Here is a 26,886-nt window from a genome sequence, read left to right as displayed (position 1 = left end):
GCCGGCAGGCCACCCGCGGCCTGCCGGCTCGCCGACCGATCATGCAGAAGAGCGCCATCTTCCAGTCAAAGCTGCTGCCGTTCGTGCTGGTCGCTCCCCAGCTCGCGATCGTGCTGATCTTCTTCTATTGGCCCGCCATCCAGGCCGTCATCCAGTCGTTCCTGCTGCAGGACGCGTTCGGCCTGTCCACGAGCTTCGTCTGGTTCGAGAACTACGCCGACCTGCTCAGCCAGCCGGACTATTTTGAAGCCATTCTCCGCACCTTCGGCTTCTCCTTCGCCATCGCATTCTCGTCGCTGTCGGTCGCGCTGCTGCTCGCGGTCATGGCGGACAAGCCGCTGCGCGGCGTGACGCTGTACCGGACGCTGCTGATCTGGCCCTATGCCGTGGCGCCGCCGGTGGTGGGCGTGCTCTGGATCTTCATGCTGCATCCCTCGCTCGGCGTGATCTCGCGCTATCTGCGCGCCATGGGCATCGACTGGAATCCGCTGCTCGACGGTGACCAGGCGGCGCTGCAGATCATTCTCGCGGCCGCCTGGAAGCAGATCTCCTACAACTTCCTGTTCTTCCTCGCCGGGCTGCAGAGCATCCCCAAGAGCGTGCTCGAAGCCGCCGCGATCGATGGCGCACGGCCGATGCGGCGGTTCTGGACCGTGACCTTCCCGCTGCTGTCGCCGACCATCTTCTTCCTGCTGGTGATCAACATCGTCTACGCCTTCTTCGAGACGTTCGGCATCATCGACACGATGACCCGCGGCGGTCCTGGCAAGTCCACCGAGACGCTGGTCTACAAGGTCTACACCGATGGCCTGCTCGGCGGCAATCTCGGCTCCTCGGCTGCACAATCCGTCGTTCTGATGGTCATCGTCATCGTGCTGACGGCGATCCAGTTCCGCTTCGTCGAGCGCAAGGTGACCTACTGATGGTCGAGCAAGAAGGCATTCGACGCTATGTCGCGCATGTCATCCTGTGGATCGGAATCGCGATCGTCGCGTTCCCGGTCTATCTCGCATTCGTCGCCTCGACGCAGGACAATGCGGTGATCGCCAACGGGCAGATGTCGCTGCTGCCGGGCGGGCACTTCCTGTCGACCTACTATCAGACGATCTTCGTCGGCACGAGCGGCTCGACCCGCGAGCCGGTTGCGACCATGCTTTTGAACTCGCTGGTCATGGCGCTCTCGATCGCCGTCGGCAAGATCGCGATCTCGATCATCTCGGCGTATGCCGTCGTCTACTTCCGCTTCCCGTTCCGCATGCCGATCTTCTGGCTCATCTTCATCACCCTGATGCTGCCGGTCGAGGTGCGCATCTATCCGACCTACAAGATCGTCGCCGACCTCCATATGCTCGACAGTTATGCGGGGCTCGCGCTGCCGCTGATCGCGTCCGCCACCGCGACGCTGCTGTTCCGCCAGTTCTTCATGACCGTGCCGGACGAGCTGCTGGAGGCGTCCCGCATCGACGGCGCCGGGCCGTTCCGCTTCTTCTGGGACACCCTGCTGCCGCTGTCGCGCACCAACATGGCGGCGCTATTCGTGATCCTGTTCATCCTCGGCTGGAATCAATATCTCTGGCCGCTGCTGATCACGACGCGCGACGACATGCAGACCATCCAGATCGGCATCCGCAAGATGATCACGACGACCGACGCGCTGACGGAGTGGCCGATCGTCATGGCGACCGCAGTGCTCGCGATGCTGCCGCCGGTGTTCGTCGTCGTCGTCATGCAGCGCCTGTTCGTCAAGGGGCTGGTGGAGACGGAAAAGTGAGGACAGCGAATAGGGAGTGGCGAATAGCGAATAGAGACATCCGGGTATCAGAAGCCGTTCGCCTTCCCCTCCTCGCCACACCCCATTCACCATTCGCCTGCCACCGCCCGCTGCTCAACCTCTACCGGTAATCATTCCATGGCCAACGTCACCCTCCGCAACGTCCGCAAGGTCTACCAGGGCGGTTTCGAAGCCATCAAAGGCGTCGATATCGATGTCGGCGACGGTCAGTTCTGCGTGCTGGTCGGCCCGTCGGGCTGCGGCAAATCCACCCTGCTGCGGATGGTCGCGGGGCTCGAGACGATCACCTCGGGCGAGATCGACATCGGCGGCCGCATCGTCAATGCGATCGAGCCGGCCGATCGCGACATCGCGATGGTGTTCCAGAATTACGCGCTCTACCCGCATATGACCGTCTACAACAACATGGCCTACGGCCTGCGCAATCGCGGCATGGCCGAGAAGGAGATCAGGACGCGCGTCGAGGACGCCGCTCGCATCCTCGAGCTCGGCACCATGCTCGAGCGGAAGCCGCGCCAGCTCTCCGGCGGCCAGCGCCAGCGCGTCGCGATGGGCCGCGCCATCGTGCGCCAGCCCAAGGTGTTCCTGTTCGACGAGCCGCTCTCCAACCTGGACGCCAAGCTGCGCATCGCGATGCGGGTCGAGATCCGCAAGCTGCAGCGCCGGCTCAACACCACCGCGATCTACGTCACCCACGACCAGCTCGAGGCGATGACGCTCGCCGACATCCTGGTGGTGATGAACGGCGGCAAGGTCGAGCAGATCGGCAATCCGCTCGAGATCTATCAGAAGCCCGCCACCACCTTCGTCGCATCCTTCATCGGCGCGCCGCCGATGAACCTGATGCCGGTCGATGGCCTCCGTCCCCAGTTGCACGGTGCCGACGCGGTTCCCGCCGATGCCGGCCAGCTCGGCATCCGCCCTGAAGATTTCGAGCTCGGCGACACCGTTCCGGCGGGCGGGGTCGGGCTCGACCTCCGCGTCGAAGCGATCGAGCACGTCGGCGCCGAAACCTATGTCTACGGCGCGCGCCAGGACGCCGGCAGCGACGACCGGCTCTCCGCCACCGCCAACGACATCATCGTGCGGCTGCCGGGCACGGCCGCGCCGGAGATCGGCGCGCGGATTCGCGCCGTGGCGCCGCGGGCCAAACTGCACCTGTTCTCGGCCGACGGCCGGCAGCGGCTATCGGCTTAAGCCCTTCCACAGGCTGACCGTTCCGGCGCATTCGGGGTGCTTGAACGCACCCCGGATCGTGCCCATATTGCTGCTCAAGGGGTGCCGACAGGGCCCTGATACATCAAAGTCGCTTCGAGAGGACTTTGTAAACCATGTCTCGTGTTCCTTCGCTCTCCAGTCCGTTTCTGCTGGGCTTCGACGAGATCGAGCGCGTGCTCGACCGCGTCGTCAAAGGTGCCGACGGGTATCCGCCGTACAATATCGAGCGGTTCGAACGCACCAATGGCCAGCCCGAGCGTCTGCGGATCACGCTGGCGGTGGCGGGTTTCACCCGCGACCAACTCGATGTCACCATTGAGGAAAACCAGCTGGTCATCCGCGGCCGGCAGCAGGACGACAAGACCAGGCAATACATTCATCGCGGCATTGCCGCGCGCCACTTCCAGCGCACCTTCGTGCTGGCGGAGGGAATGCATGTGCTCGGTGCGGACCTGAAGAACGGGTTGTTGTCGGTCGATCTGGCCAGGCCGGAGCCTGAGCGGATCGTTAAGACAATAGCGATCAATGAACACGAATAATGGTTTGATGGAACGAGTAGCGGACTCGACCGCTTGAGTCTCAGAAGGAGTCGAGACCATGACTGAAGGTAATGTTGCGTCGGAATCCCCCGTCTCCCTGGAGTCGCTGGCTACCTTGGGCGAGGGCCACATTGCTTATGTGAAGCAGATCCGCTCCGAGGACGTACCGGGACTGTTTCCGCAGGCACCGCACATCGCGCCGGGACTGAAGCTGTTCGCATTGCATGCCGCTGACGGCACGCCGATCATGCTCACCGACAGCCGCGAAGCCGCGATTGCGAATGCTTGGAGCCACGAACTCCAGGCCGTGAGCGTGCACTGACGCAAAGGCCGCGCCGCAGCGCCTGCGGCAACCGCGTCTCGTGAGACTTGATGCTCACGAGATCCATGCGGCTCACGCACTGACACGAGGGCGGTCCCCGGAAACGGGGGCGGCCCTTTTTTCTGCCCGGAGCGAGCGCCGCACATGACGTTGCCGACAACACCCCTGAGTGCCGCAGAGCTGAGCGCAGATCGTGCGCTCGCGGACGCACTGCTCGCGCTCAACAATGCGCATGCCTCGGAGCTGTCCTGGCTCTCGCCCGATGCGCTGGAGCAGCTGGTCGATCGAGCCTGGCGCGCCCGGCGCGTTGGTTGGGCCGACGCGCTGGTGATCGCGCTGGATCACGCCGCCGCCTATGACAATCCGAATCACCGCTGGTTCCGGGCGCGCTACGATCGGTTCGTCTATGTCGACCGCATCGTGGTGGCGCCGGCCGCCCGCGGCCGGGGCCTGGCGCGGCAGCTCTATGAGGAGCTGATTCGGGAGGCGACCGCGGCGGGCCACGACCACATCGTCTGCGAGGTCAATCTGGATCCGCCCAATCCGCAGTCGGACGCGTTTCATGCTGCGCTCGGCTTCGCGCCGTTGGCGACGGCCGGCATCCATGGCGGCGCCAAGACGGTGCGCTACATGGCGAGATCGTTGCGATAGCCGGCGTCGGACGACGCGGCTGCTGAAAGCGCCTTTGAGAAATTTGTTTCCATCGATGTCTGGAACGGTCGATTTGACAACCAGATACAATCCAACCGGGTTTAAGGCGAAGGTGTCCAATCCTTAAGTTGTCCCCGTTGCGGCACGCGCTAGTCCGATGTGTGACGAGCATGTGTAGGGATGGCAAATGCATGGATCACGGCTTGATGCAGGCGGCGTCTATCGAGAGCTTGCACGCGGGACCCTCCCCAACCGGCACGTCTTTGTGGACAGTCCTCCGCCGGGACCGAGCCCTTGCTACGTCATCTGCAACAGCGTGCCGAAAGCAGGAACGTACCTGCTGGTCGAACTCGTCAGAGCGCTGGGTGGTCACGTCGATGTCGGCTATCACACCTACACGTCATCGATCAGCAGGCTGAATCCCGACGGCTCGCTCGACTACGGACGCGCGCTCCCGGCGCCGCTCTGGGCGTCGGCCCTGAGTTCCGGCTACTCCTGCGCCTCGCATACCGAGTACTGTCCGTATCTCGAGCAATACCTGCTGGGCAGACCGGACCACAAGATGCTGTTCATCGTCCGCGACCCCCGCGACATCGTCGTGAGCTGGGTCGACTTCGTCTACCATTCGGCGGCCTACCCGAAGATGCGGAAGTGGAACGCCTATCTGCGGGCGGCCGGATCGGCTGCTCACCCCGACGACGCCTCCCGAATCACGTCGACCCTCCTCTCTTTGCCCCGGTCCGGCATCAAGAACTTCATGAGCTGGCTGGCCTCGCCGGCCTGCCTGACCGTGAGGTTCGAAGAGCTCTATGCAGAGCTCGCGGCCGACGATGTGGCGCGGTCGTCGTTTCCCGTCCTTCACGGCATCTGTGACTATTTGGGGCTGCCGCGGAAGACGGCCGCGGAGCTCGATGTGCTCGGCCGCGGTCTGACGTCGTCGGGACGGGGCCGGAAGGTCGGCATCTACAAGGAGCGAATGATGCCGCATCATTTCGACCTGCTCCGCAGCGAGGCCTTCCAGGAGCTCGTCGTCGAGTTCGGCTACGAGCCGACGCCGTTGCACCCACCCGCGCGGACGAGCGGGTTCAGTGCGGCGCGGAAGCTGGCCAGCAGGCTTTCCCGGTCCTTGCAGGGCGGCGGCGCGATACGACGTCAGGCCGCGGAGGCGGGCGGCAGCGCCAGCACCGAATAGATCGCCTGGGCGTCGCGCGAGGCACGGAGCTTCTTGGCGACATCCTGGTCGCGGAGCAGCCGGGCGATCCGCGCCAGGGCCTTCAGATGGTCGGCACCGGCGCCCTCCGGCGCCAGCAGCAGGAACACCAGATCGACCGGCTGGCCGTCCATGGCCTCGAAATCGATCGGCCGCTCCAGCCGGGCGAACAGGCCGAACAGCTTCTCCAGCTTCGGCAGCTTGCCGTGGGGAATCGCCACGCCATACCCGACGGCCGTGGTTCCGAGCTTCTCCCGCTGCAGCAGCACTTCGAAGATGTTGCGCTCGTTCTGCCCGGTCAGCGCAGCCGCGCGGGCGGCAAGCTCCTGCAGCGCCTGCTTCTTACTGATGACCTTCAAAGCCGGCACGATCGCCTCGGGTGCGACCAGATCGGTAATCGGCATAGGGCGTTCCGAGGTGATTGAACCGTCAGGGTGCGAAATAGGTCGGGACAGACCGGCGTCAAGAAGCTGAGGCGGCAGGCGGGCTTAACCCGTGTCCGATGGGTGGGGCTTCTACCCCAACGCAACGGCCGTGCCAACACCCGCAAGCGTGTTCCCGCAGCCTATCCTTAAAGATCGCCGGAGCGTGGCGGCCTGAAGGCGCCAGCGCCCCAACCGCTTGGTCGCATCCCTTCATTGCCGTGGCGTGACGTCGCAACCCGTCCGCCAACCGCCTGATCGGGAACCGGTTTTCGCGCCGCCAGGAGATCCCTGGAACGCATCCGCGTGACTACGGTTTCACCGCCGGTGGATCGACCCAGCCGATATTGCCGTCGGCGCGGCGGTAGATGATGTTCACCCGGCCGCTGGAGCCGTGCTGAAACACCATGCAGGGCGCCCCCGAAAGATCGAGCTCCATGACGGCTTCCGACACCGACAGCCGCTTCAGCGCCGTGGTGTTCTCGGCAATGATCACCGGACTGTAGCCAGTGATCTCCTCGTCGCCCTCGGCCGGCGCCTCGATCACGTAGCTCGGCGCATCCAGCACCGCGCCGTCGAGATTGGCGAGCGCCGCATTGGCCGCATGGGATTTGCGCCCCGAGCGGTCCTTCAGCCGGCTCTTGTAGCGGCGCAGGCGCTTCTCGATCATCAGGAGCGCCTGGTCGGCGCTGGCATAGGCGTCCGGCGCATTCGATTCGGCCTCGAGCGTGATGCCGGAATCGAGGTGCAGGGCGCAATCCGTCTTGAACCCGAAACCGTCCTTGGAGAGCGTGACATGGCCGGAATAGTTGCCGTCGAAGTATTTTCGCAAGACTTCGTCGGTGCGCTCGCTGACGCGCCCACGCAGCGCTTCGCTGACGCTGATGCTCTTTCCGGAAATCCGCAGGGTCATGTGTCGCCTCGATTCATGTGAACCAAGTGTGACACTAAGCCTATTTGGTTAAGGCGCAATCGCGGGGCACGGTCAAACTGACGCGGCATCCCGGGTGCGGTCGGCGCTGGCGGGGGCCGACAGGGCATGCGCCAGCATGCTCTGCTTGTCGCGGCGGCGCTGCACCGAGGACGGGATCCGCATCGCCTCCCGGTATTTCGCGACCGTGCGGCGGGCGATGTCGATGCCGGCGGTCCGCAGCTTCTCGACGATGGTGTCGTCGGAGAGAATTGCGGAGGGATCTTCCGCATCGATCAGCTGCTTGATGTGATGGCGCACGGCTTCCGCCGAGTGCGCCTCGCCGCCATCGGCCGATGCGATCGAGGCGGTGAAGAAATATTTCAGCTCGAACGTGCCGCGATTGGTCGCCATGTATTTGTTGGCGGTGACGCGCGACACGGTCGATTCATGCATCTGGATCGCATCCGCAACGGCCTTCAAGTTGAGCGGCCGCAGATGCGCGACGCCGTGGGTGAAGAAGCCGTCCTGCTGGCGCACGATTTCGGTCGCGACCTTCAGGATCGTGCGGGCGCGCTGATCGAGCGCACGCACCAGCCACGTCGCGTTCTGCAGGCAGTCGGTGAAGTAGGACTTGTCGCCGTCCTTGCGGATCGTCTTCGACAGCTCGGAGTAATAGTGCTGGTTCACCAGGACGCGCGGCAGCGTGTCGCTGTTGAGCTCGACCAGCCAGCCGCCGTCGGGACCCGGGCGGACGTAGACGTCGGGCACCATGGTCTGTGTGCGCGTGGTGCCGAACTTCAGCCCCGGCTTCGGATCGAGCCTGCGGATCTCGCCGATCATGTCGACGAGGTCCTCGTCGTCGACGCCGCACAGCTTGCGAAGGGCGACAAAGTCGCGCTTGGCCAGGAGATCGAGGTGCTCGACGAGCGCCTGCATCGCCGGATCGTAGCGGTCGAGCTCACGCAGCTGGATTGCGAGACATTCGCTCAAATTGCGGGCGCAGATGCCGGGCGGATCGAACGTCTGCAGCACGCCGAGCACGGCATCGACGTCGGCCTGCTCGGCGCCGAGCCGGTCGGCGGCCTGGCCGAGATCGGCGGGCAGATAGCCGGCCTCGTCGACGAGATCGATCAGATACTGGCCGATCATGCGGTCGGCCGGCGCGGTGAAGGCCACCGCCGCCTGCTCGGCGAGATGATCCGACAGCGTGGTCTCGGCCGCGACGAAGGCTTCGAGATTGTAGTCCTCATCACCGGAGGCGCCACCGCCCCATTCGGTGTAGGTGGTCGGCGCGGCGTCCTGCGCGGTCCGCGCGGCCGCTTCGGCGGGCTCTTCGGAGAACACATTCTCGAGCCCGGAATCGAGCGTCTGTTCGATCTCCGTACGGGTGCCGAGATCGCGGCTCATCCAGTCGTCCTGGGCGCCCTCGAAGCTCTCGCCGCCGCTCGCGCCCTCGCCGAAATCGTCGCCGCCGGCCTCGCCACCTTCCGAGAACTCGGCCCGCTCGGACATCTGCTGCTCGCCGGCGACCGGCGCTTCCGGACCGTCGCTCGCGCGCTCCAGCAGCGGGTTGCGCTCCAGCTCCTCTTCGACGAACGTGGAGAGGTCGAGATTGGACAATTGCAGCAGCTTGATCGCCTGCATCAGCTGCGGCGTCATCACCAGCGACTGCGACTGGCGGAATTCTAATCTCTGCGTCAACGCCATGGGAGCAAGAACATTCCCTTACTGGTCCAATTCTTGCTTATCCTAATCTGCGCGCGATGTACACGGCTTGACGAATAAGAAAAAGGGAGTATGGCGCGCGCGGAAGACGAGGTTACCGGCCTCGCAAAGCAGTTGGAAACAGCGGTATTCGCAGCGTTTCCGCGACCCGTCCCGTGTCCGACAAAGCGGACAAACAGCGCGTCGGCAACCCTACAGCCGGAATTCCTCACCGAGATACAGCCGGCGCACGTCGGGATCGGCGACGATCTCCTCCGGGCTGCCTTCGGTGAGAATCTGCCCCGCATAGACGATGTAGGCACGATCGGTGAGGCCGAGCGTCTCGCGGACATTGTGGTCGGTGATGAGCACGCCGATGCCGCGGTTGGTGAGATGGCGCACCAGCTGCTGGATGTCGCCGACCGCGATCGGATCGATGCCGGCGAACGGCTCGTCGAGCAGCATGTAGTTCGGGCGCGTGGCCAGCGCGCGCGCGATCTCGACGCGGCGACGCTCGCCGCCGGACAGCGCGATCGACGGCGACTTGCGCAGCCGCGTGATGGTGAACTCTTCCAGCAACGCGTCGAGCTCGCGCTCGCGCTTCTTGCGCGACGGCTCGACCACCTCGAGCACGGCGCGGATGTTCTGCTCGACGGTGAGGCCGCGGAAGATCGAGGCCTCCTGCGGCAGGTAGCCGATGCCGAGCCGCGCGCGCTGATACATCGGCAGCCGCGTCACGTCATGGCCATCGAGCTCGATGGCGCCGCGATCGGCCTTGATCAGGCCGGTGATCATGTAGAACACGGTGGTCTTGCCCGCGCCGTTCGGCCCAAGCAGCCCGACCGCCTCGCCACGGCGGACATAGATCGAGACGCCGCGCACGACCTGGCGGCTGCCAAAGCTCTTCTCGATCGAATGCACGGCCAGGAAGCCCGGCCGGCGCAGCAATTGCGGGCCACCGCCTGCGCCATTGTTGCGCGGCTTGGCCGGTGCCGGCTGTGAGGCCGGCCGCTTGCGCTGGATCTGCTCGGTGTTCTGCGGCGAGCGCGGATTGATGCGTGGCACCGTTTCATCGCGCACGGAGTCGGCGAGCGCGGCGAGCGGATCATCGCTGTAGGAATTGCCGAACGGATCGTCCATGGCCGTGATGTCGTCGCGCCGGCGCGAGGAGCCTCGCTGGCCGCGCTTGGCGGGACGCCCACGAAACATGCCGAGTAGATCCACCATCCCCGCTTCGCTTACGCCCTTCGAGGCTGCCCGTCACCGACCGCAGCGCTGGCTCGCCCGCTCACCGCGAGCGAACGCATCTCACCTCTCTCGCGGATCACAGGGAGCGCGAGGCCGGCCAAAGCGCGGCAGGCCGCGCTTCGGAGTTTGTCGTCTGACGGCGAAGTCGCGGTCGCCACGCAGGCGACCGATCGCAAGATCGCAATCGTGTCCGGCATCACTCTTTCGCAGCCATGCAACGGGCTCCACGGCCTCCCGTTACATCGGTCCTGCGACAGAACCGCCCGCCCGCTAGATAGAGGCAGCAGCGGCGCGGTTCAACTGGGCCGCCGGCGTTTTGCTAAATAATTGAAGTCACTTCGATTTGCCTGGACCGAGCTGCAGCGGCGCGGCGCTGCCCGGAGCCGAGGCGGTCGACGGACCGCAGCCGCCGCCCGCGCCGGCGCCGGCCTGCGGCAGCAGCACCTGCACGCCGCGCCCGCTGTCGGATTCGACGCGCGACACGCCCGTGGTCATGTCCACCGTCAAGCGGTCGCCACGCATCACGTTCTTGCACTGGGTCAGCACCACGCCGCCCTGCATCGAGATCATGTTGGTCTTGGTGTCGTAGACCGCGGTCTCGCCGGTCACGACCTGATCCTTCTGGGTCACCTTGACGTCGCCGCGCGCCTCCAACCGGCGAATCGCCGAGCTGCCGTCCGGCCCCGGCGTCGCCGCCGGCGTGGCCTTGGTCGACTTGGCGCCGCCCGGCTGGGCGCCGCCGTCGTAGAACACCACCAGCGACTTCGAGGTCATGGTGGTATCGCCCTGCACGACCTTGACGTTGCCGGTGAAGGTCGCCTCCTTCTTCTTGTCGCGCATCTCGAGCGCAGCGGCCTCGATCTGGATCGGCTGGTCGCGGTTCTGCGAAAATCCCTGCAGCGCGTTCGGCACCCCGGTGGTCGCGCTCTGCGCCTGCAGCGGATCGGCGAACGCGATCAGCGCCAGCGCACCGAACGAGGCGCCGCGCCGGACCGCGGCAATCAAACGATACGTCGTCATGAGCTCACTTCACGTTGCGGGCCGGACGGCCGGGATCGGCGCTCGCGGTCGTGGCCGGAGCGGCATTCATGTTGTCGAGGTTCATCATCACGTTGCCCTCGAAGCGGATGACCTCGCCATTGTCGGTGATGCGCAGGCGGTCGGCGGAAAGCGTCCCGTTGGTGAGCTTGACGTCGACGCGCTCGTCCGAGCTCACGGTGCCCTTGGCCATGTCGACCGAGGCCCGGCTCAGCCGCGCCTCGTAGCCCGTCGACGTCGTCAGCAGGATGTCCTTCTTCAGCTCGAGCTGCTGCTGCTTGGTGTCGAACACGCCGGTATTGGCCTTCAACGTCACCGTCGACTGATCCTCCATCAGCACCTTGGCGCGGAGGATGTTGAGCTCGACGTGATCGGGATCGGTGAGGTCCTGCACCGCGCTCCGGGCGACGAGATCATAGGGCCGCTGGTCCGGCGTGAAGCCGGTCAGATGCGGCGTCTCCATCGTGATCTTGCGGCCGGAAATGACGAGGTTGCCGGTGAGATTGGGGGTGTTGATCTCCATGTGGAACGGATTGAACAGCGCGATGCCGATCACGACCGCCATCGCCAGTCCGACCGCCGCCGGCACCGCGACCCGCAGCACGCGCACGAAACGGCTGTGGCGCGCCGCGACCGCAAAGCGCGCCTGCAGGGTGGGATCATAGGCGGGGTTGTGGACCGAGTTCACCAGGGCTCCGACGGACACGGGATGCGCGCGAAACAGCGCCCATCCTACCATGGGGGGCCCCACCATTGCAGCCTGGAACTGGCGCGAAATCGCGACGCAAGGGCCTCGCGATCATTACGAGACATTAATGATCGTGAACACGTCTGCGATTCGCCCCCGTCAGGAATGCGCGAAGATGTCCTCGGCCTCGAATCCGCCCAGATCGAGGGTGGCCCGGTGGGGCAGGAACGCGAAGCAGGCCTGCGCCAACGCCAGCCGCCCTTCGCGCGCGAGCATCACGTCGAGCTTCTCGCGCAGGGCATGCAGGTGCAGCACGTCGGAGGCGGCATAAGCGAGCTGCGGCTCGCTGAGCGTATCTGCGCCCCAATCGCTCGACTGCTGCTGCTTGGAGAGATCGACATTGAGCAGCTCGCGCACGAGATCCTTGAGGCCGTGGCGGTCGGTATAGGTGCGCGCCAGCCGCGAGGCGATCTTGGTGCAGTACACCGGCTGCGGCATCACCCCGAACGCGTGAAACAGCGCCGCGACGTCGAAGCGCGCGAAGTGGAAGATCTTGGTGATGTCCGGGTTGCCGAGCAGCGCCTTCAGGTTCGGCGCGTCGGTGTGCCCCTTCGGGATCTGCACCACATCGGCCGAGCCGTCGCCGGGCGACAGCTGCACCACGCACAGCCGGTCGCGGTGCGGATTGAGCCCCATCGTCTCGGTGTCGATCGCGACCGACGAGGTGTAGCGGGAAAGATCGGGCAGGTCGCCGCGGTGCAGGCGTACGGTCATGGCTCTCAAAACCTCGGTCGAATCGAAATCGGACGCGACGGGCCGGAGCAACGCCGCGGGAAGCGCTCGGGAACCGGCTGTAGCCCGGCGCTGGTAACCAACCGGCAAACGCGCCGGGCCGGTCCGGAGATCAGCCGTGGGAATGCCAGCCCCGCCGCCCGGGCGCAAGGGCCGGACGGGGCAAGGTGATCGCATCCGAGCTGGCGCCGGCAGGTGTCACGCGGCCGGTCGAGGCGGCGCCCTCCTCATGAGGCGGTCGACCCGCCGGTTGCATCGCGCCAGATCGCACCCAAGCGATCGATGCAACTCTTGCATTGATCGATGCCGCCTTTGGCTTGGACAGAAAATGCCACTGGCCGTACGCGTGATATTGTCGCATGACTTCGCATCTGAAGTGCAGCGACCCAAGGCGGCCGCAGCATCTGCCGACAACGACATAATCACATGAGGAGGAAGCCAGGATGAAGGCACTTACAGGTATCATTGCGGCCGCTGTGCTGGCGGTCTCGTCGCCCTTGGCGACCGCGCGCGATTTCCGCTCCGCCGACGTGCACCCCGCCGATTATCCGACCGTCGAAGCCGTCAAGTTCATGGGCAAGCAGCTCGCGGCGGCGAGCGGCGGCAAGCTCGGCGTCAAGGTGTTTCCGAACGGGGCGCTGGGCTCCGAGAAGGACACGATCGAGCAGCTCAAGATCGGCGCGCTCGACATGATGCGCATCAACTCCTCGCCGCTCAACAATTTCGTGCCCGAGACCGTCGCGCTGTGCCTGCCCTTCGTGTTCCGCGACACCCAGCACATGCGCACCGTGCTGGACGGGCCGATCGGCGACGAGATCCTGGCCGCCATGGAGCCCGCCGGCCTGATCGGCCTCGCCTATTATGACAGCGGCGCGCGCTCGATCTACACCGTCAAGGCGCCGGTCAAGTCGCTCGCCGACCTCAAGGGCCTGAAGATCCGCGTCCAGCAGTCCGACCTCTGGGTCGGCATGATCCAGAGCCTCGGCGCCAACCCGACGCCGATGCCCTATGGCGAGGTCTACACCGCGCTCAAGACCGGCCTCGTCGACGCCGCCGAGAACAACTGGCCGTCCTACGAATCCTCGCGCCATTTCGAGGCCGCCAAGTTCTACAACGTCACCGAGCACTCGCTGGCGCCCGAAGTCCTGGTGATGTCCAAGAAGGTCTGGGACACCTTGAGCAAGGAGGATCAGGCGATGATCCGCAAGGCGGCCAAGGACTCCGTGCCGGTCATGCGCAAGCTGTGGGACGAGCGCGAGCAGACCTCCCGCAAGGCCGTCGAGGCCGCCGGCGTCCAGGTCGTGACGATCGCCAACAAGCAGGAATTCGTCGACGCGATGAAGCCGGTCTACCAGAAGTTCGCCGGCGACGAGAAGCTCTCGAGTCTCGTCAAGCGCATCCAGGATACCAAGTAAGAGTGGCGACGTAACAATCGCGACTTCAAAGACATCTACCAAGAACAACAATCATACGCTCCGGCGTCGCCCTCAGGCGGCGCCGGAGGAAGGCCAGGGGAGGGACGGGAATGACAGACCCACATGTCGGCGACCACGAGCATGGGGAGAGACGCCCGTCACGCGGCCCGCTGACGCGGATCAACGCCGTCATCGCGCGGCTGGGCATGTATCTGTCCGTCGCCGGCCTGCTCGTCATCGTCACCATCGTGTTCTACCAGGTGTTCGGCCGCTACGTGCTGAACTCCAGCCCGACCTGGACCGAGAACCTGGCGCTGGTCCTGATCCTCTATGTCACCTTGATCGGCGGCGCCGTCGGCGTCCGCGACGCCGGACATATCGGCATGGATAGTCTCCTCGTGATGCTGCCGGACTCGACGCGCGAGAAGATCGAGATCGTGATTCACGTGCTGGTCGCCCTGTTCGGCATCGCCATGGCCTACAACGGCTGGATCCTCGGCGCCTCCGTCGGCACCGTGAAGATCGCCAATCTCGGCCTGCCCGAGCTCGTCCGCTACGTCCCGCTGGTCGTCTCCGGGCTCCTGATCGTCTCCTTCTCGATCGAGCACATCATTGCTCTCCTGCGCGGTGAAGAGGTCATCCCGTCATGGAACTGATCATTCTCGGCGTCACGTTCTTCGGCTTTCTCATCCTCGGCGTCCCCGTCGCCTTCGCCATCGGCCTCTCCGCGATCTGCACCATTCTGTATGAAGGCCTGCCGGTCGCCGTCATCTTCCAACAGATGATGTCGGGGATGAACATCTTCTCGTTCCTCGCCATCCCGTTCTTCGTGTTCAGCGGCGAGCTGATGCTGCATGGCGGCGTCGCCGACAAGATCGTGCAGCTCGCCAAGAACCTCGTCGGCCACATCCGCGGCGGACTCGGCATGTCCAACGTCGTCGCCTGCACGCTGTTCGGCGGCGTCTCCGGCTCACCCGTCGCCGACGTCTCGGCGATGGGCGCGGTGATGATCCCGATGATGAAGAAGGAAGGGTTCGACACCGACTACGCCGTCAACGTCACCACCCACGCCTCGCTGGTCGGCGCGTTGATGCCGACCAGCCACAACATGATCATCTATGCGCTGGCCGCCGGCGGCAAGGTGTCGATCGGCGCGCTGATCGCCGCGGGCCTCCTGCCGGCGATGGTGCTGATGGTCTGCATGCTGGTGGCCGCCTATGCGGTCGCCGTGAAGCGCGGCTATCCCGCCGGCAAGTTTCCAGGCTGGGCGGAAGTTTTCCGCTCGTTCGCGGCGGCGCTGCCCGGCCTTCTGATCGTCGGCATCATCCTGACGGGCATCCTGTCCGGCGTCTTCACCGCCACGGAGTCCGCGGCCGTCGCGGTGACCTACACGATCCTGCTGACGTTCTTCATCTACCGCACGATGACCCTGGGCAACTTCCTGCGCGCCGCCGCCAAGGCGGTGAAGACCACCGGCGTCGTGCTGCTGCTGATCGGCGTCTCCACCATGTTCCAGTACCTGATGGGACTTTACGAGGTCGCCGATTTCGCCGGCGACCTGATGAGCAAGGTCTCGACGCAGCCCTGGATGATCTTCCTCTTGATCAACGTCATCCTGTTCCTGCTCGGCACCTTCATGGACATGGCGGCGACCATCCTGATCTGCACGCCGATCTTCCTGCCGATCGCGATGAAGGCCGGCATGGATCCCGTGCAGTTCGGCATGCTGATGCTGATCAACTGCGCGCTCGGCCTCAACACCCCGCCGGTCGGCACCACGCAGTTCGTCGGCTGCGCCATCGGCGGCATCTCAGTCGGCGCCGTCATGCGCACCATCCTGCCGTTCTACGCCGCCCTGATCGCCGCCCTGATGTTCGTGACCTACGTGCCGGCCTTCTCGCTCTGGCTGCCGCGGCTGTTGATGGGGTATAAGGGATAGCCGTCCCGAGGATCGCCGGCTTCGGCCGGCGATCCTCCGCCGCATCCCGATGCGTTCGGCCTCGACCTGCCGCGACTGCTCGCGGTACACTCGACACCTGTCTCCACAGCAATCCGCGTGAGCGAGGATGGCCGCACTCTCGCATTTCCTGAATCTCGATCTGGCGTTGAAGTCGACATTCGACTTCACGCCGCTGATCGCGTATCTGGATCAGAGCGTGTACATTCTGCATCATGCGGAGCATGAGCGGGAGTTTCTGTTGGTCCTGGAGATCAACACGACAGAATCCCCCGATCCGACCACATGCACCGAGCAATTCCTGACGCTGATCGAATCGCTGCCCCAACCCGCGAGGGCGCTGTGGAACGGCTGCACGTCGCGCACCTTTTCCTACGGCTTCGAGGGCGGCCGCGAATTCCCCGCGCTTGAGACCACGATCTCCGCCGACCTGCTGCTGCGCATCGCAACGCTCGGCGCAGCCATCGGCATCACGGTGTATCCTTTTCGCAAGTCCCGCGGTCCCGAAGGCAAGGACCAACCGGATTCGCTCCCCTGACGGTCAGATCGCAAACTCGGCAACGAGGTCCGTGCTGCCGGCAAGAGCGGCAGGATCGTCTGCTCGATCGACACCGGCGAATATTCAGACGACTATCCGGATCTGGACTGGGCTGCCCCGCAGAGCGGCACCATGGTCGATCGGACAGGCAGGTCCGAATGAAAGGGAGCTTGCAATGGCGGCGATCGGATTCATCGGTCTGGGTGTCATGGGCGAGCCGATCTGCCGCAATCTGGCGCGGAAGTCCGGCGCCACGGTGTTCGGCTTCGATCGTGCGGACGCCCCGCTGGAGCGGCTCGCCGAGGTCGGCGTCATCAGGGCCGCGTCGCTCGCGGAGCTGGCGCGGGAGGCCGAATTGATCTTCATGGCGTTGCCGAGCGGCAAGCATGTCCAGGCCGTGTGCGACGGCGATGACGGCCTGCTCCGCCATGTCGAGGCGCGCCACACCATCGTCGACCTCGGCACCTCGCCGGTGCAGGCCAGCCGGGAGCTCGCCGCCCGTTTCGCCGCCAAGGGCGCGGCCTTCGCCGATGCGCCGATCGCCCGCACCCGGCAGGCGGCCGAGGACGGCACGCTGAGCGTGATGGTCGGGGCCGACGCGGCGACGTTCGAACGGCTGCGGCCGCTGATCGCGCTGTTCGCGACCGACATCACCCATTGCGGGGGCGTCGGCGCCGGCCAGGTCGTGAAGATCCTCAACAACATGGTGCTGATGCAGACCGTGGTCGCGCTCGGCGAGGCGCTGGAGACCGCCAAGCGTGCGGGCCTCGATCCCAAGCTGCTGTTCGAGACCCTCGCGAAGGGCTCCGCCGACAGCTTCGCGCTGCGCAACCACGGCATGAAGGCAATGCTGCCGGACACATTTCCCGAGCGCGCATTCTCGACCGAATATGCGCGCAAGGACATCGGCTACGCGCTGGATCTCGCCAGGTCCGTGCAGATCGATCTGCCGGGCGCGGAGCTCGCGGACCGACGTCTCGGAGAGGCGATTGAGGCGGGGTATGGCGATCTGTATTGGCCCGTGCTGGCGCGCGTGATCGCGGCGTCACGCACGGAGTGACCTGGACGTCGGACTTTGCCTCGCTGACAACGAGGTCGCGCCAGCAACATGCTTCGCAGCGACTAGGTCGCGCGTCTACGGCAGATCCTTGCTGCGAGGCAAACGAGGGCCGGCGAGCAGCGTGCAATGGAGCAAATAGTCTCCCATGCCCGAGTCGTCTTCCCAGGCTGTCGTCGCGGCGACCTCCCGCCAGCCGAGCTGACTGGCATCACGCTCAAATCGCCGCGGGCTCACTTCTACGAATGGCGCGGTCTCAATCTCGATCTTGTCGATGCTCCATTCGTAGACCAGCGCGGGCGCGCCAGGCCGGCGGCCGCAGTCCTCGAAATAGAGAAATGGATCGATCCCGATGAAGACGTTTCCCCGCAGCCAGGCGCCGGGCTGCGCAGAGTCCGGTGGCCTGCTGTACTGATACACAAGAACGCCGACGTCGATCGCCCACCAATCCTCGGCAACATGAACAACGCGCGCGACGACTTCATATATCGCACTTCCGCGATGCGCCATTGAGGCGATGATCTCGTCTCGCGGTTCGACTCGCGTCGGTGGCGGCTGCGCCCAGAATTCGAGCGCGAACGCGGTGCGGTCGCCGCGCGTGAAATCACCGTAATTGCCGTCCTGGATGATCCAGGCCGAGAGGCCGACAACGAGGTGATCCGCCATGACGATCCTGTTCGATGTTGCGATCATCTGCCAGATCGTGACGATCCAGCTATGATTAGCCCAACCTCTATATACACGATCCCGCGTCGTGATCTTGCAGACCAATAACACGGGCAAGTTGCAGATCTCATCCCAGCGGTTCACGGCACGATCCCAGCCACGGTCATTGCGAGGAGCGAAGCGACGAAGCAATCCAGGGCGACGCCCGGAGCCCTGGATTGCTTCGCTGCGCTCGCAATGACGGTGGAGTTGTTAGCTTACCTCCCATGCACGAACTGCCCGTCGTGCCAGTCTGTCGCAGTATTCCCGCTTGCACCGTCGGGCAAATCAGCTGCACATTTCCGCGCGTCCCTGCTGCCGCATGAGGGGCGTGTCGCGACCGTCACGAGACGTTGGCAGTGGGATGCGATGGGCGTGTGTCGACGCAGCGTGAGCTAATCGCGCGGACGAACGGCGATGCACGCACGGTCAAGTCGCGCGGTCCTGATATCCCGACGCTGATATCAACCTGGCGCAATGCTGGCGCATTGCGTGGGGGATGGTGGCCAACAAGCCCGGCGCACCAGGGAGAACGCGAAGCAGCCGTTAAAACCGTTGCGCAGGGCGGGCCGGATGCTCCGGCGCGTACCTGTGGTTCCTGCCGCCAGCATTTTCTTCCGCTGGCGGGCCATGGGTGCGGTCGGCACCCGGCCTTCCCTGCGCCCTCATGATTTGGAGGGCGAGACGATCAGCATGACTCGGGCGCGGATGCGTCGCGAGGTTGAGGAGGCTCGTCCAGAATGATTTCCGAGAAGCGCACGAGATCCGAGACGATGAGGACGACTGACACAGATGCATCTTCGTGCAGGAGGCGCCTTGCCTTTCTTCGTTACGCGATCGGATCAAAGTCTCACCAAGGTCTCGGTCCACTCCCCTCCCCCTTGCGGGGAGGGGTCGGGGGTGGGGGTCTCCGGGCGATGAAGCAAGCGACAGGCACCACCTCTCTGAAGCAAGAGAAGCGACGTGCGCCTCATTTGCAGCGGAGCGTGCGGACCCCCACCCCCAACCCCTCGCCGCAAGGGGGAGGGGATCTGACCGTCGCTGCGGCGAGATCGAGAATGACACGAGGTGTTGGCATGGCCGAACCGGAGCTCACGGCGAAAGCCGCCGATGCGCGGCGAAGCGTGTCTGCGACCGACGGGATGCGTGGTCCGGCGACTTCGGAGCTACAGCGATGTCGGGGAAAAATCAAAACCGAGCCTTAGCTCGGCGGCGCCACGCGAAGCTCGAAGAGCGAAGCGTGGTGCCCAGGAAAGGACTCGAACCTTCACGGCCGTTAAGCCACTGGCACCTGAAGCCAGCGCGTCTACCAATTCCGCCACCTGGGCATGTGGAGGCGGTGTGTACGGATCGAACGGCGGCTTGTCAAACCGCTGAACGCCCAAGATGACAATTTTTCTCACGCCATGCGCAAAAACACGGCCACTTTTCCGCGGTGCGGACGATGGGCTATACAGCGGGCCAGGATGGCGGCCCGCGGGGTGCGAATCGCCGCTCAGAGCCCTCTCGTCGAGGCGGCCCGACCGCCCGATGCAATCCCAGGAAGCATTCCATGGCATCGAATCTGGACACATTGGTTACCGTCTTCGGCGGCTCCGGCTTCGTCGGGCGCAACGTGGTCCGGGCGCTGGCCAAGCGCGACTACCGCATCCGCGTCGCGGTGCGGCGGCCGGAGCTCGCCGGCCACCTGCAGCCGCTCGGCCGGGTCGGTCAGATCCACGCCGTACAGGCCAATCTGCGCTATCCCGACTCGGTGGCATCAGCGCTGCGCGACAGCCATGTCGCCATCAACCTCGTCGGCATCCTGACCGAGAGCGGCGCGCAGACCTTCGAGGCCGTGCAGGCCGAGGGTGCCGCCACCGTCGCCAAGGCGGCCGCCGCGGCCGGCGCCCGCATGGTGCATGTCTCGGCCATCGGCGCCGATGCGGAGTCGGCGTCTGCTTACGCCCGCGCCAAGGCGGCCGGCGAGGCCGCCGTGCTGGCGGCGGTCCCCGAGGCCGTGATCATGCGCCCTTCGGTCGTGTTCGGCCCCGAGGACCAGTTCACCAACCGCTTTGCGGGGCTTGCGCGGATCTCGCCGTTCCTGCCGCTGATCGGCGGCGGCGAGACCAAGATGCAGCCGGTCTATGTCGGCGACGTCGCGTCAGCAGTGGCCGATGCGGTCGACGGCAAGGCGCAGCCGGGCGCCACCTACGAGCTCGGCGGGCCCGAAGTGCTGAGCTTCCGGGAGATCCTGAAAATCATCCTCGAGATCACCGACCGCGACCGCGCGCTGCTGCCGGTGCCGTTCGGACTGGCGAAGATGAAGGCAACCTTCCTGCAGTTCGCGCCGGGGCCGCTGAAGCTGACGCCCGACCAGGTCGAGCTGCTGCGCCACGACAACGTCGTGTCGGAGGCGGCGAAGGCGGCCGGCCTGACTTTTCAGGGCCTGGGCATCACGCCGGATTCACTCGAGGCGGTCGCCCCGCAATATCTCTGGCGCTTCCGTCCCGCCGGGCAGTTCCAGCGCAAGAACGCGTAAGAAGGGCCCCCCTGCTAAACGCCGTCATTGCGAGGAGCGAAGCGACGAAGCAATCCAGAGTCCCGCCCACCACACTGGATTGCTGCGCTTGCGCTCGCAATGACGAGCGGAGAGAGACGGGCCGACTTACTTGCCGAGGGCCAGCGCGATCAGGCCGATCGTGCCGACGATGACGCGCCACCAGGCGAACAGCACGAAGCCATGGCGGGTGACGTAGCCGAGGAACGCCTTCACCACGATCATCGCGGTGATGAAGGACACGACGAAGCCGATCGCGATCAGGCCGAGGTGATCGGACGTCATCTCGGCGCGGCTCTTGTAGAAGTCGTAGACGAAGGCGCCGACCATGGTCGGGATCGCCAGGAAGAAGGAGAATTCCGCCGCCGAGCGCTTGTCGCCGCCGAGCAGCATCGCCGCCACGATGGTGGCGCCGGAGCGCGACACGCCGGGGATCATCGCCAGGCACTGCGCGACGCCGATCCACAGATACATCATCAGCGGATAGCGCGTGGCGTCGTGCTCCCGCGGCTTGAGATCGATCTGATCGACCCACAGCAGGATGGCGCCGCCGACGATCAGCGAGAAGCACACCACCCAGGGATCGAACAGGAGCGCCTTGATGTACTTGCCGGCGATGAGGCCGACAACGACCGCGGGCAGGAAGGCGACCAGCACGCCGATGATGAAGCGGCGGTCGTCAGGGTTCGTCAGCGCGCCGATCGCGACGCGGGTGAGCTTGAAGAAGTACAGCGCGACGATGGCGAGGATGGCGCCGAGCTGGATCAGGATCGCGAAACTCTTCCAGAACCCCTCGTCACCGAGCCCGAAGAAGCGCTCCGCCAGCAAGAGATGGCCGGTCGAGGATACCGGAAGAAACTCGGTGACGCCCTCGATGATGCCGAGAAGCACCGCCCGCAGCGTATCTGACATCATGGATCGGATCCTGGATTGCCGGCAAAACGCCGCCCTTCTCGCCTATTCGGCCCCCGCCCGCAATTGCAAAAAACGGCATGGGCGGTCCTATCGGATGAATGAACCGGCGCGTGAGCGCAGCTTACGAATCAGAACGCGACGGGTCCGGAGGGCCGATCCAGCTCACCGACGCGTGTTCCCCGAACGTCGTTTCCCGCATGCTGACCCGTCGCCCTACTGCTTACACTTTCGCCGACCATGCGCTAATGCTCCGATTCGCGAGCGCAACCGCGCGCCGGTATCGGGACGAGGCATCGGTGCGAACCGATGGTTGATTGTTCGTTAAGCGCCGCAGCCGCGGAATCGTCGAAAGGCTCCATGTACACGCTCTTCCACCATCCCTTCTGCCCGCATTCACGCTTCGTCCGGCTGGTGCTCGGCGAATACGGGCTCGATCTGCGCCTGGTGGAGGAACGCGCCTGGGAGCGCCGCGAGGCGTTTCTCGTGCTCAATCCCGCGGCCACCACGCCGGTGCTGTCGGTCGAAGGCCTGCCGCCGGTGCCCGGTGTCGGCGTGATCGCCGAATTCATCGATGAGACCTGCGGGCTTGAGATGGGCGATCGCCGGCTGATGCCGGGCACGGCGGCCGAGCGCATCGAGGTGCGCCGGCTGATGGACTGGTTCAACACCAAGTTCTTCGAGGAGGCCTCGAACCTCTTGGTCACCGAGCGCATCTACAAGCGCTTCATGAGCGAGGAGGATGGCGGCGGGCCGCCGTCGACCGACGTGATTCGCGCCGCCAAGACCAATGTGCGCTATCATCTCGCCTATATCGGCTGGCTGGCGCAGCGGCGCAATTTCCTGGCCGGCGACCGCCTGACCTATGCTGATTTGGCCGCCGCCGCGCATCTGTCGGCGATCGACTATCTGGGCGACGTGCCATGGATCGAGGACGACGCCGCGAAGGCGTGGTACGCGCGGGTGAAGTCGCGGCCGTCGTTCCGGCCGCTGCTGAGCGACTGGCTGGCCGGCGTGCCGGCGTCGCGCACCTATGTGGATCTGGACTTCTGAGCGCCGATAGGCCCACGCCGGAGACGTTGAAGGCGGCGCTGGCCGCCGAGGCGCAGCGGCTGGGCTTCGATGTCATCGGTCTCACCGCCCCGGTCGTGAGCGCCGAGCGGGCCGCCGCGTTCGAACGCTTCCTCGCCGCCGGCCAGCACGGCGACATGGACTGGCTGGCGCGCGAGCCGTCCCGCCGCACCGATCCGAAGACGCTGTGGAGCGAGGTCCGCTCGGTGATCATGCTGGGCGTCAATTACGGCCCCGACGAGGACCCGCGCGCCGTCCTCGCCCAGCGCGGCCGCGCCGCGATCTCGGTCTATGCCCGCGGCGACGACTATCACGACATCATCAAGAAGAACCTCAAGGCACTCGCGCGCTGGCTGGTCGCGCGGGCCGGCTGTGACGTGAAGGTGTTCGTCGACACCGCGGCCGTCATGGAGAAGCCGCTGGCCGAAGCGGCCGGGCTGGGCTGGCAGGGCAAGCACACCAACCTGGTGTCATCAGGCTTCGGCTCCTGGCTGTTCCTCGGCGCCATCTACACCACGCTGGACCTGCCGCCGGATGCGCCGGAGCTCGATCATTGCGGCTCCTGCCGGGCCTGCCTCGACAGTTGCCCGACCGCGGCCTTCCCGGCCCCCTACAGCCTCGATGCACGGCGCTGCATCTCCTATCTGACGATCGAGAACAAGGGGCCGATCCCGCGCGAGTTCCGCAAGGCCATGGGCAATCGCATCTACGGCTGCGATGACTGCCTCGCCGCCTGTCCGTGGAACAAGTTCGCGCAGGCTGGACGTGAGGCGAAGCTGGCGGCGCGCGACGCGTTGCGCGCGCCTTCACTGGCGGAGCTGGCCGCGCTCGACGATGCCGCGTTCCGCGCGCTGTTCGCGAAATCGCCGATCAAGCGCATCGGCCGCGACCGCTTCCTGCGCAACGTGCTGATCGCGATCGGCAACTCCGGCGATGTGGCGCTGACGCCGTCCGCCGAGCGGCTGGCCTCCGATCCGAGTCCGCTGGTGCGCGGTGCCGCCGCCTGGGCGCTCGCTTGGCTGCTCGACGACGCCGCTTACGCGCGACGGGCAAAGGCGGCGCTGACGTCAGAGGCCGACGCGAGCGTCCGCGCGGAATGGCAGGCCGGATGCTGAAGCAGGCCGCCTCAGCCCATCTCGCCAACGGCGGCCAGCATGCGCGCGATGTCCTGCGGACGCGACAGCCGGTGGTCGCCGTCCTGGATCATGGTCAGCACCACGTCTTCGGCGGGCAGGCGGTGGGTCAGCGCGAACGCATGCTGCCAGGGGACGTCCGGGTCCTGCGCGCCCTGCAGGATGCGCACCGGGCAGCCGATCTTGATGGCACCGCCGAGCAGGAGATGATGACGCCCGTCCTCGATCAGCGCCCTGGTGATGGGATAGGGCTCGCCGTACTCCGACGGGCGCATCCAGACGCCGTTGGTCTCGATCTCGGTCCGGACCGCCGGCGAGAAGCCCTTCCACATCAGCTCCTCGGTGAAATCGGGCGCCGGGGCGATCAGGACCAGGCCCGCCAGCGTCGCTTCGGCCGGCTCATCGAGCAGCGCGCGCGCCAGCAGCAGCGCCATCCAGCCGCCCATCGAGGAGCCGACCACGACCTGCGGTCCGCGGCAGAATTGCCGGAACACGGCAACGCTCTCCTCGAGCCAGCGGCTGATCGTGCCGTCGACGAAGCGTCCGCCGGATTCGCCGTGCCCGGAATAGTCGAAGCGGACGCAGGCGCGGCCGCGCCCGGCGGCCCAGGCATCGAGGGCCAGTGCCTTGGTGCCTTTCATGTCGGAATTGAAGCCACCGAGCCAGAACAGCCCGGGCGGATGGCCTGGCCGCGCCCGCACCGCGATCCGGCGCGACGATTCGCCCGGGCCGACGGTGATGAAGACAGGCGGATCGGCATTCTCTGCAGCAGGGTTCATGGATCGTTACTCGCTGTCGGGTGTTGTGTGGGCGAACCGGCCGTTTCCGTCAATCGGCCAAGCTTGACGCTGCCGCTTGCGAAAGCGCGCGGCGCACTCTATGTCCCCCGGCGGAACCACGAGGGCCCGAAAAAGCGCGAGTTTGATCGCAATTCTCGGCCGTGTGGCTTCCTTGGGGGAATGCATCGACGCACGAGTCTCGCGCATGCGTCGCAGGAGCCGCGACGGCCGGGCGGAATTTCGACGCACCGGACAGTTGCGACCTTGCCCGCGAAAGCATCTTCCTTCAAACTAGCCGCCTTCTTCCACAACCTTGGAGAACTACCCATTCGCCGCCCCAATCGAGCCCCGCCCGCTGCCGTCAAAGACGGGCCGCGCACCAATGATGAGATTCGCAATGCGCAGATCCAGCTGATCGATGCCGAAGGCACCAACCGTGGTGTCGTCGAGACCGTTGTCGCGATCAAGATGGCCGCTGACGCCGGCATGGATCTGGTCGAGATTTCGCCGAACAACACGCCTCCCGTCTGTAAGATCATGGACTACGGGAAGTACAAATATTCGGCGCAGAAGAAGGCCGCCGAGGCCCGCAAGAAGCAGAAGGTCGTCGAGATCAAGGAGATCAAGCTCCGCCCGATGATTGACGACCACGATTACGACGTGAAGATGCGCGCAATGCAGCGGTTCTTCGAAGAGGGCGACAAGGTCAAGATCACGCTGCGCTATCGCGGCCGCGAAATGGCGCACCAGGAGATCGGCACCAAGCTGCTCGACAAGGTGAAGTCCGACGTCGCAGCGTTCGCCAAGGTCGAGCAGGACGCCAGGTTCGAGGGCCGTCAGGTGGTCATGGTTCTGGCGCCGCGCTAGGTCCAGCACACCGACACCTGAAGCCGGGCCCGCCACGCGTTTGGCGGGCTTTTCTCTTGAGGGCGCCCGCCAGGACCGCTCTTGCGGGCCGGGGTCAGGACCGCGTCGCCTGCCACCGCCCCCGGCAGGTTCCGGACGAGCCTTTGCCGCTCCAGCGACCGAAACCTGAGGTGGCGCCGAGCCGGCCGGTGCCACTGGCCGAGGCGCCACCCTGGGATACCCGCACGGTGACGGCGCCGCCGCGGCCAACCGAGCCGGTGATGTTGGCGGTGCTGTTCGAGAGGACCCGGCCCCTGCTGATCCGGATCGGGAAGCTGTAGCCCTGGTCGCAACTGCCGGCCTCGGTAATGATCAGCACGGTCCAGGCGCCATCGAAGCCGGCAGCGTGCGCAGGCCTCGCCGGCAGGCCTGCGAGGCCCGTCAGCAGCGCGGTCGTAAGGGCGGCGGAGATGGCGCGGCGAATGAGGCGGGTCATGGTCGATCCTCGACTGTCATGGTCGGCTGATCATGGGTCGGAATAGCCGATTCCGTGGTTCGACGTTGCCAACTGGCTTTGTCTCTGGCATAAGCGCGGCCTTCGTCGCCCGGCTGATCAAGGGCTGCCGTGGCGATGTTTCTGTGCGGGTGGATCCTCGTTTGGACCCGAAACCTGAGCACAACCAACGCTCTAACGAGCATTTTCGCCGGATGGCGCCGCTTTTGCGGGCGGCTTGCCGTTGGCATCAAGGAGAGCCAAATGCCCAAGCTGAAGACCAAATCCGGCGCCAAAAAGCGCTTCAAGGTGACTGCCACCGGCAAAGTGATGCACGCCCAGCGCGGCAAGCGCCACGGCATGATCAAGCGGACGAAGAAGCAGATCCGGCAGCTGCGCGGCACCCGCGTGCTGTTCAAGACCGACGGCGACAACGTCAAGAAGTACTTCTTGCCGAACGCCTGACCGGCCTCTCGCTTCCGAACCCCTGGCCGCCTCAAAGCCGCGGCTGATCGTCATCTCTGAATCCAAGGATTTCCGGCATGTCTCGCGTCAAACGCGGTGTGACCGCCCACGCCAAGCACAAGAAAGTCTTCAAGGCCGCCAAGGGCTATTACGGCCGCCGCAAGAACACGATCCGCACCGCCAAGCAGGCCGTCGAGAAGGCCGGCCAGTATGCGTTCCGCGATCGCAAGCGCAAGAAGCGCACCTTCCGCGCGCTCTGGATCCAGCGCCTGAACGCCGCCGTGCGCCCGTTCGAGCTGACCTACAGCCGATTTATCGACGGCCTCTCGAAGTCCGGCATCACCGTCGACCGCAAGGTGCTGTCCGATCTCGCGATCAACGAGCCCGCCGCGTTCCAGGCGATCGTTGAGAAGGCCAAGGCGGCGCTCGCCGCCTGATC

General features: G+C 65.5%; 29 protein-coding genes and 1 tRNA gene. 18 read left to right on the top strand and 12 right to left on the bottom strand.

Annotated elements, in window-relative coordinates; genetic code table 11:
- The first annotated feature begins 41 nt into the window (after nt 1–41).
- From ugpA to ACQR1H_RS20570, 7 genes are all read left to right on the top strand, one after another.
- Nucleotides 42–923 (top strand): sn-glycerol-3-phosphate ABC transporter permease UgpA, encoded by an 882-nt coding sequence (gene ugpA, locus ACQR1H_RS20600; RefSeq protein WP_434908112.1) that lies wholly within the window; start codon nt 42–44, stop codon nt 921–923.
- The gene (ugpE, locus tag ACQR1H_RS20595) at nt 923–1,771 is read left to right on the top strand and encodes a sn-glycerol-3-phosphate ABC transporter permease UgpE (RefSeq protein WP_315805653.1); all 849 of its coding nucleotides are present in this window, start codon (nt 923–925) and stop codon (nt 1,769–1,771) included. Before ugpA ends, ugpE begins: the two co-directional genes overlap by 1 nt.
- Nucleotides 1,772–1,909: 138 nt before the next feature.
- Nucleotides 1,910–2,989, top strand: coding sequence for a sn-glycerol-3-phosphate import ATP-binding protein UgpC (locus ACQR1H_RS20590; protein WP_315805652.1), 1,080 nt, complete (start codon nt 1,910–1,912; stop codon nt 2,987–2,989).
- A gap of 134 nt (nt 2,990–3,123) precedes the next feature.
- The gene (locus ACQR1H_RS20585; protein ID WP_006613108.1) at nt 3,124–3,549 is read left to right on the top strand and encodes an Hsp20 family protein; all 426 of its coding nucleotides are present in this window, start codon (nt 3,124–3,126) and stop codon (nt 3,547–3,549) included.
- A 58-nt stretch (nt 3,550–3,607) separates the two neighbouring features.
- On the top strand, nt 3,608–3,871 hold the full coding sequence (locus ACQR1H_RS20580) for a DUF1150 family protein (RefSeq protein WP_009026315.1): 264 nt from the start codon (nt 3,608–3,610) through the stop codon (nt 3,869–3,871).
- 144 nt (nt 3,872–4,015) lie between these two features.
- Complete coding sequence (locus ACQR1H_RS20575; protein ID WP_315805651.1) at nt 4,016–4,522, top strand: GNAT family N-acetyltransferase; 507 nt, start codon at nt 4,016–4,018, stop codon at nt 4,520–4,522.
- 187 nt (nt 4,523–4,709) lie between these two features.
- A complete protein-coding gene (locus ACQR1H_RS20570; protein ID WP_434908111.1) occupies nt 4,710–5,714 on the top strand; it encodes a sulfotransferase domain-containing protein in 1,005 nt (334 codons plus the stop codon).
- On the opposite strand, the gene ptsN is transcribed toward ACQR1H_RS20570, so the two are convergent.
- From ptsN to ACQR1H_RS20535, 7 genes are all read right to left on the bottom strand, one after another.
- Nucleotides 5,675–6,136 carry a PTS IIA-like nitrogen regulatory protein PtsN gene (gene ptsN, locus ACQR1H_RS20565; RefSeq protein ID WP_315805649.1) on the bottom strand — a complete coding sequence of 154 codons (462 nt, stop codon included), beginning with the start codon at nt 6,134–6,136 and terminating at the stop codon, nt 5,675–5,677. The genes ACQR1H_RS20570 and ptsN overlap by 40 nt on opposite strands.
- 328 nt (nt 6,137–6,464) lie before the next feature.
- Nucleotides 6,465–7,067 (bottom strand): ribosome hibernation-promoting factor, HPF/YfiA family, encoded by a 603-nt coding sequence (gene hpf, locus ACQR1H_RS20560; RefSeq protein WP_315741249.1) that lies wholly within the window; start codon nt 7,065–7,067, stop codon nt 6,465–6,467.
- Nucleotides 7,068–7,139: 72 nt separating this feature from the next.
- Nucleotides 7,140–8,774: an RNA polymerase factor sigma-54 gene (gene rpoN, locus ACQR1H_RS20555; protein WP_316178970.1), complete on the bottom strand. Its 1,635-nt coding sequence runs from the start codon at nt 8,772–8,774 to the stop codon at nt 7,140–7,142.
- A gap of 210 nt (nt 8,775–8,984) precedes the next feature.
- The gene (gene lptB / locus ACQR1H_RS20550) at nt 8,985–9,998 is read right to left on the bottom strand and encodes an LPS export ABC transporter ATP-binding protein (RefSeq protein WP_315805647.1); all 1,014 of its coding nucleotides are present in this window, start codon (nt 9,996–9,998) and stop codon (nt 8,985–8,987) included.
- A 354-nt stretch (nt 9,999–10,352) separates the two neighbouring features.
- A complete protein-coding gene (locus ACQR1H_RS20545) occupies nt 10,353–11,039 on the bottom strand; it encodes an LptA/OstA family protein (RefSeq protein WP_434838709.1) in 687 nt (228 codons plus the stop codon).
- Nucleotides 11,040–11,043: 4 nt separating this feature from the next.
- On the bottom strand, nt 11,044–11,745 hold the full coding sequence (gene lptC / locus ACQR1H_RS20540) for an LPS export ABC transporter periplasmic protein LptC (protein WP_316215388.1): 702 nt from the start codon (nt 11,743–11,745) through the stop codon (nt 11,044–11,046).
- A gap of 159 nt (nt 11,746–11,904) precedes the next feature.
- Nucleotides 11,905–12,519 carry a ribonuclease D gene (locus ACQR1H_RS20535; protein ID WP_315805644.1) on the bottom strand — a complete coding sequence of 205 codons (615 nt, stop codon included), beginning with the start codon at nt 12,517–12,519 and terminating at the stop codon, nt 11,905–11,907.
- A gap of 461 nt (nt 12,520–12,980) precedes the next feature.
- Here ACQR1H_RS20535 and ACQR1H_RS20530 point away from each other — a divergent pair, with 461 nt between their 5' ends.
- The 5 genes from ACQR1H_RS20530 to ACQR1H_RS20510 all read left to right on the top strand — a co-directional run bounded on the left by ACQR1H_RS20530 (nt 12,981) and on the right by ACQR1H_RS20510 (nt 17,507).
- The gene (locus ACQR1H_RS20530; protein WP_316178966.1) at nt 12,981–13,952 is read left to right on the top strand and encodes a TRAP transporter substrate-binding protein; all 972 of its coding nucleotides are present in this window, start codon (nt 12,981–12,983) and stop codon (nt 13,950–13,952) included.
- A 110-nt stretch (nt 13,953–14,062) separates the two neighbouring features.
- Complete coding sequence (locus ACQR1H_RS20525) at nt 14,063–14,608, top strand: TRAP transporter small permease (protein WP_434908110.1); 546 nt, start codon at nt 14,063–14,065, stop codon at nt 14,606–14,608.
- Nucleotides 14,599–15,891: a TRAP transporter large permease gene (locus tag ACQR1H_RS20520; protein ID WP_434838711.1), complete on the top strand. Its 1,293-nt coding sequence runs from the start codon at nt 14,599–14,601 to the stop codon at nt 15,889–15,891. The genes ACQR1H_RS20525 and ACQR1H_RS20520 overlap by 10 nt, the downstream gene beginning before the upstream one ends.
- A gap of 127 nt (nt 15,892–16,018) precedes the next feature.
- Complete coding sequence (locus tag ACQR1H_RS20515; RefSeq protein ID WP_434908109.1) at nt 16,019–16,447, top strand: hypothetical protein; 429 nt, start codon at nt 16,019–16,021, stop codon at nt 16,445–16,447.
- Nucleotides 16,448–16,586: 139 nt separating this feature from the next.
- Complete coding sequence (locus ACQR1H_RS20510; protein ID WP_434838889.1) at nt 16,587–17,507, top strand: NAD(P)-dependent oxidoreductase; 921 nt, start codon at nt 16,587–16,589, stop codon at nt 17,505–17,507.
- A 75-nt stretch (nt 17,508–17,582) separates the two neighbouring features.
- Here ACQR1H_RS20510 and ACQR1H_RS20505 read toward each other — a convergent pair whose 3' ends face one another.
- On the bottom strand, nt 17,583–18,314 hold the full coding sequence (locus ACQR1H_RS20505) for a hypothetical protein (protein ID WP_434838713.1): 732 nt from the start codon (nt 18,312–18,314) through the stop codon (nt 17,583–17,585).
- A gap of 1,136 nt (nt 18,315–19,450) precedes the next feature.
- Nucleotides 19,451–19,537: transfer RNA gene (locus ACQR1H_RS20500), tRNA-Leu, on the bottom strand.
- Nucleotides 19,538–19,761: 224 nt separating this feature from the next.
- Between ACQR1H_RS20500 and ACQR1H_RS20495 the strand changes: the two genes are divergently transcribed.
- Complete coding sequence (locus ACQR1H_RS20495) at nt 19,762–20,730, top strand: complex I NDUFA9 subunit family protein (protein ID WP_434893670.1); 969 nt, start codon at nt 19,762–19,764, stop codon at nt 20,728–20,730.
- A gap of 126 nt (nt 20,731–20,856) precedes the next feature.
- Here ACQR1H_RS20495 and ACQR1H_RS20490 read toward each other — a convergent pair whose 3' ends face one another.
- A complete protein-coding gene (locus ACQR1H_RS20490; RefSeq protein ID WP_434908108.1) occupies nt 20,857–21,663 on the bottom strand; it encodes an undecaprenyl-diphosphate phosphatase in 807 nt (268 codons plus the stop codon).
- 357 nt (nt 21,664–22,020) lie between these two features.
- Between ACQR1H_RS20490 and ACQR1H_RS20485 the strand changes: the two genes are divergently transcribed.
- Entirely contained in the window at nt 22,021–22,713 is a 693-nt protein-coding gene (locus ACQR1H_RS20485) for a glutathione S-transferase family protein (RefSeq protein ID WP_316182999.1), read from the top strand.
- On the top strand, nt 22,662–23,846 hold the full coding sequence (queG, locus tag ACQR1H_RS20480; protein ID WP_434908138.1) for a tRNA epoxyqueuosine(34) reductase QueG: 1,185 nt from the start codon (nt 22,662–22,664) through the stop codon (nt 23,844–23,846). The genes ACQR1H_RS20485 and queG overlap by 52 nt, the downstream gene beginning before the upstream one ends.
- An 11-nt stretch (nt 23,847–23,857) precedes the next feature.
- On the opposite strand, the gene ACQR1H_RS20475 is transcribed toward queG, so the two are convergent.
- Complete coding sequence (locus ACQR1H_RS20475; protein ID WP_434908107.1) at nt 23,858–24,643, bottom strand: alpha/beta hydrolase; 786 nt, start codon at nt 24,641–24,643, stop codon at nt 23,858–23,860.
- 327 nt (nt 24,644–24,970) lie between these two features.
- On the opposite strand from ACQR1H_RS20475, the gene infC reads away from it, so the two are divergent.
- Entirely contained in the window at nt 24,971–25,510 is a 540-nt protein-coding gene (gene infC / locus ACQR1H_RS20470) for a translation initiation factor IF-3 (RefSeq protein ID WP_315805664.1), read from the top strand.
- Nucleotides 25,511–25,604: 94 nt separating this feature from the next.
- Here the strand turns inward: infC and ACQR1H_RS20465 are convergent, their stop codons facing one another.
- Entirely contained in the window at nt 25,605–25,985 is a 381-nt protein-coding gene (locus ACQR1H_RS20465) for a hypothetical protein (RefSeq protein ID WP_315805634.1), read from the bottom strand.
- Between the two features lie 261 nt (nt 25,986–26,246).
- On the opposite strand from ACQR1H_RS20465, the gene rpmI reads away from it, so the two are divergent.
- Both rpmI and rplT read left to right on the top strand, forming a co-directional pair.
- Complete coding sequence (gene rpmI / locus ACQR1H_RS20460; RefSeq protein WP_008539890.1) at nt 26,247–26,447, top strand: 50S ribosomal protein L35; 201 nt, start codon at nt 26,247–26,249, stop codon at nt 26,445–26,447.
- A gap of 77 nt (nt 26,448–26,524) precedes the next feature.
- On the top strand, nt 26,525–26,884 hold the full coding sequence (gene rplT / locus ACQR1H_RS20455) for a 50S ribosomal protein L20 (protein ID WP_012040570.1): 360 nt from the start codon (nt 26,525–26,527) through the stop codon (nt 26,882–26,884).
- Nucleotides 26,885–26,886: the final 2 nt, after the last annotated feature.

Source organism: Bradyrhizobium sp. HKCCYLRH2015, from assembly GCF_051168215.1.
Taxonomy (GTDB): Bacteria; Pseudomonadota; Alphaproteobacteria; order Rhizobiales; family Xanthobacteraceae; genus Bradyrhizobium.
Note: the sequence above shows the minus strand (reverse complement) of the source record. Positions and strands in the feature narration are given on the sequence as shown.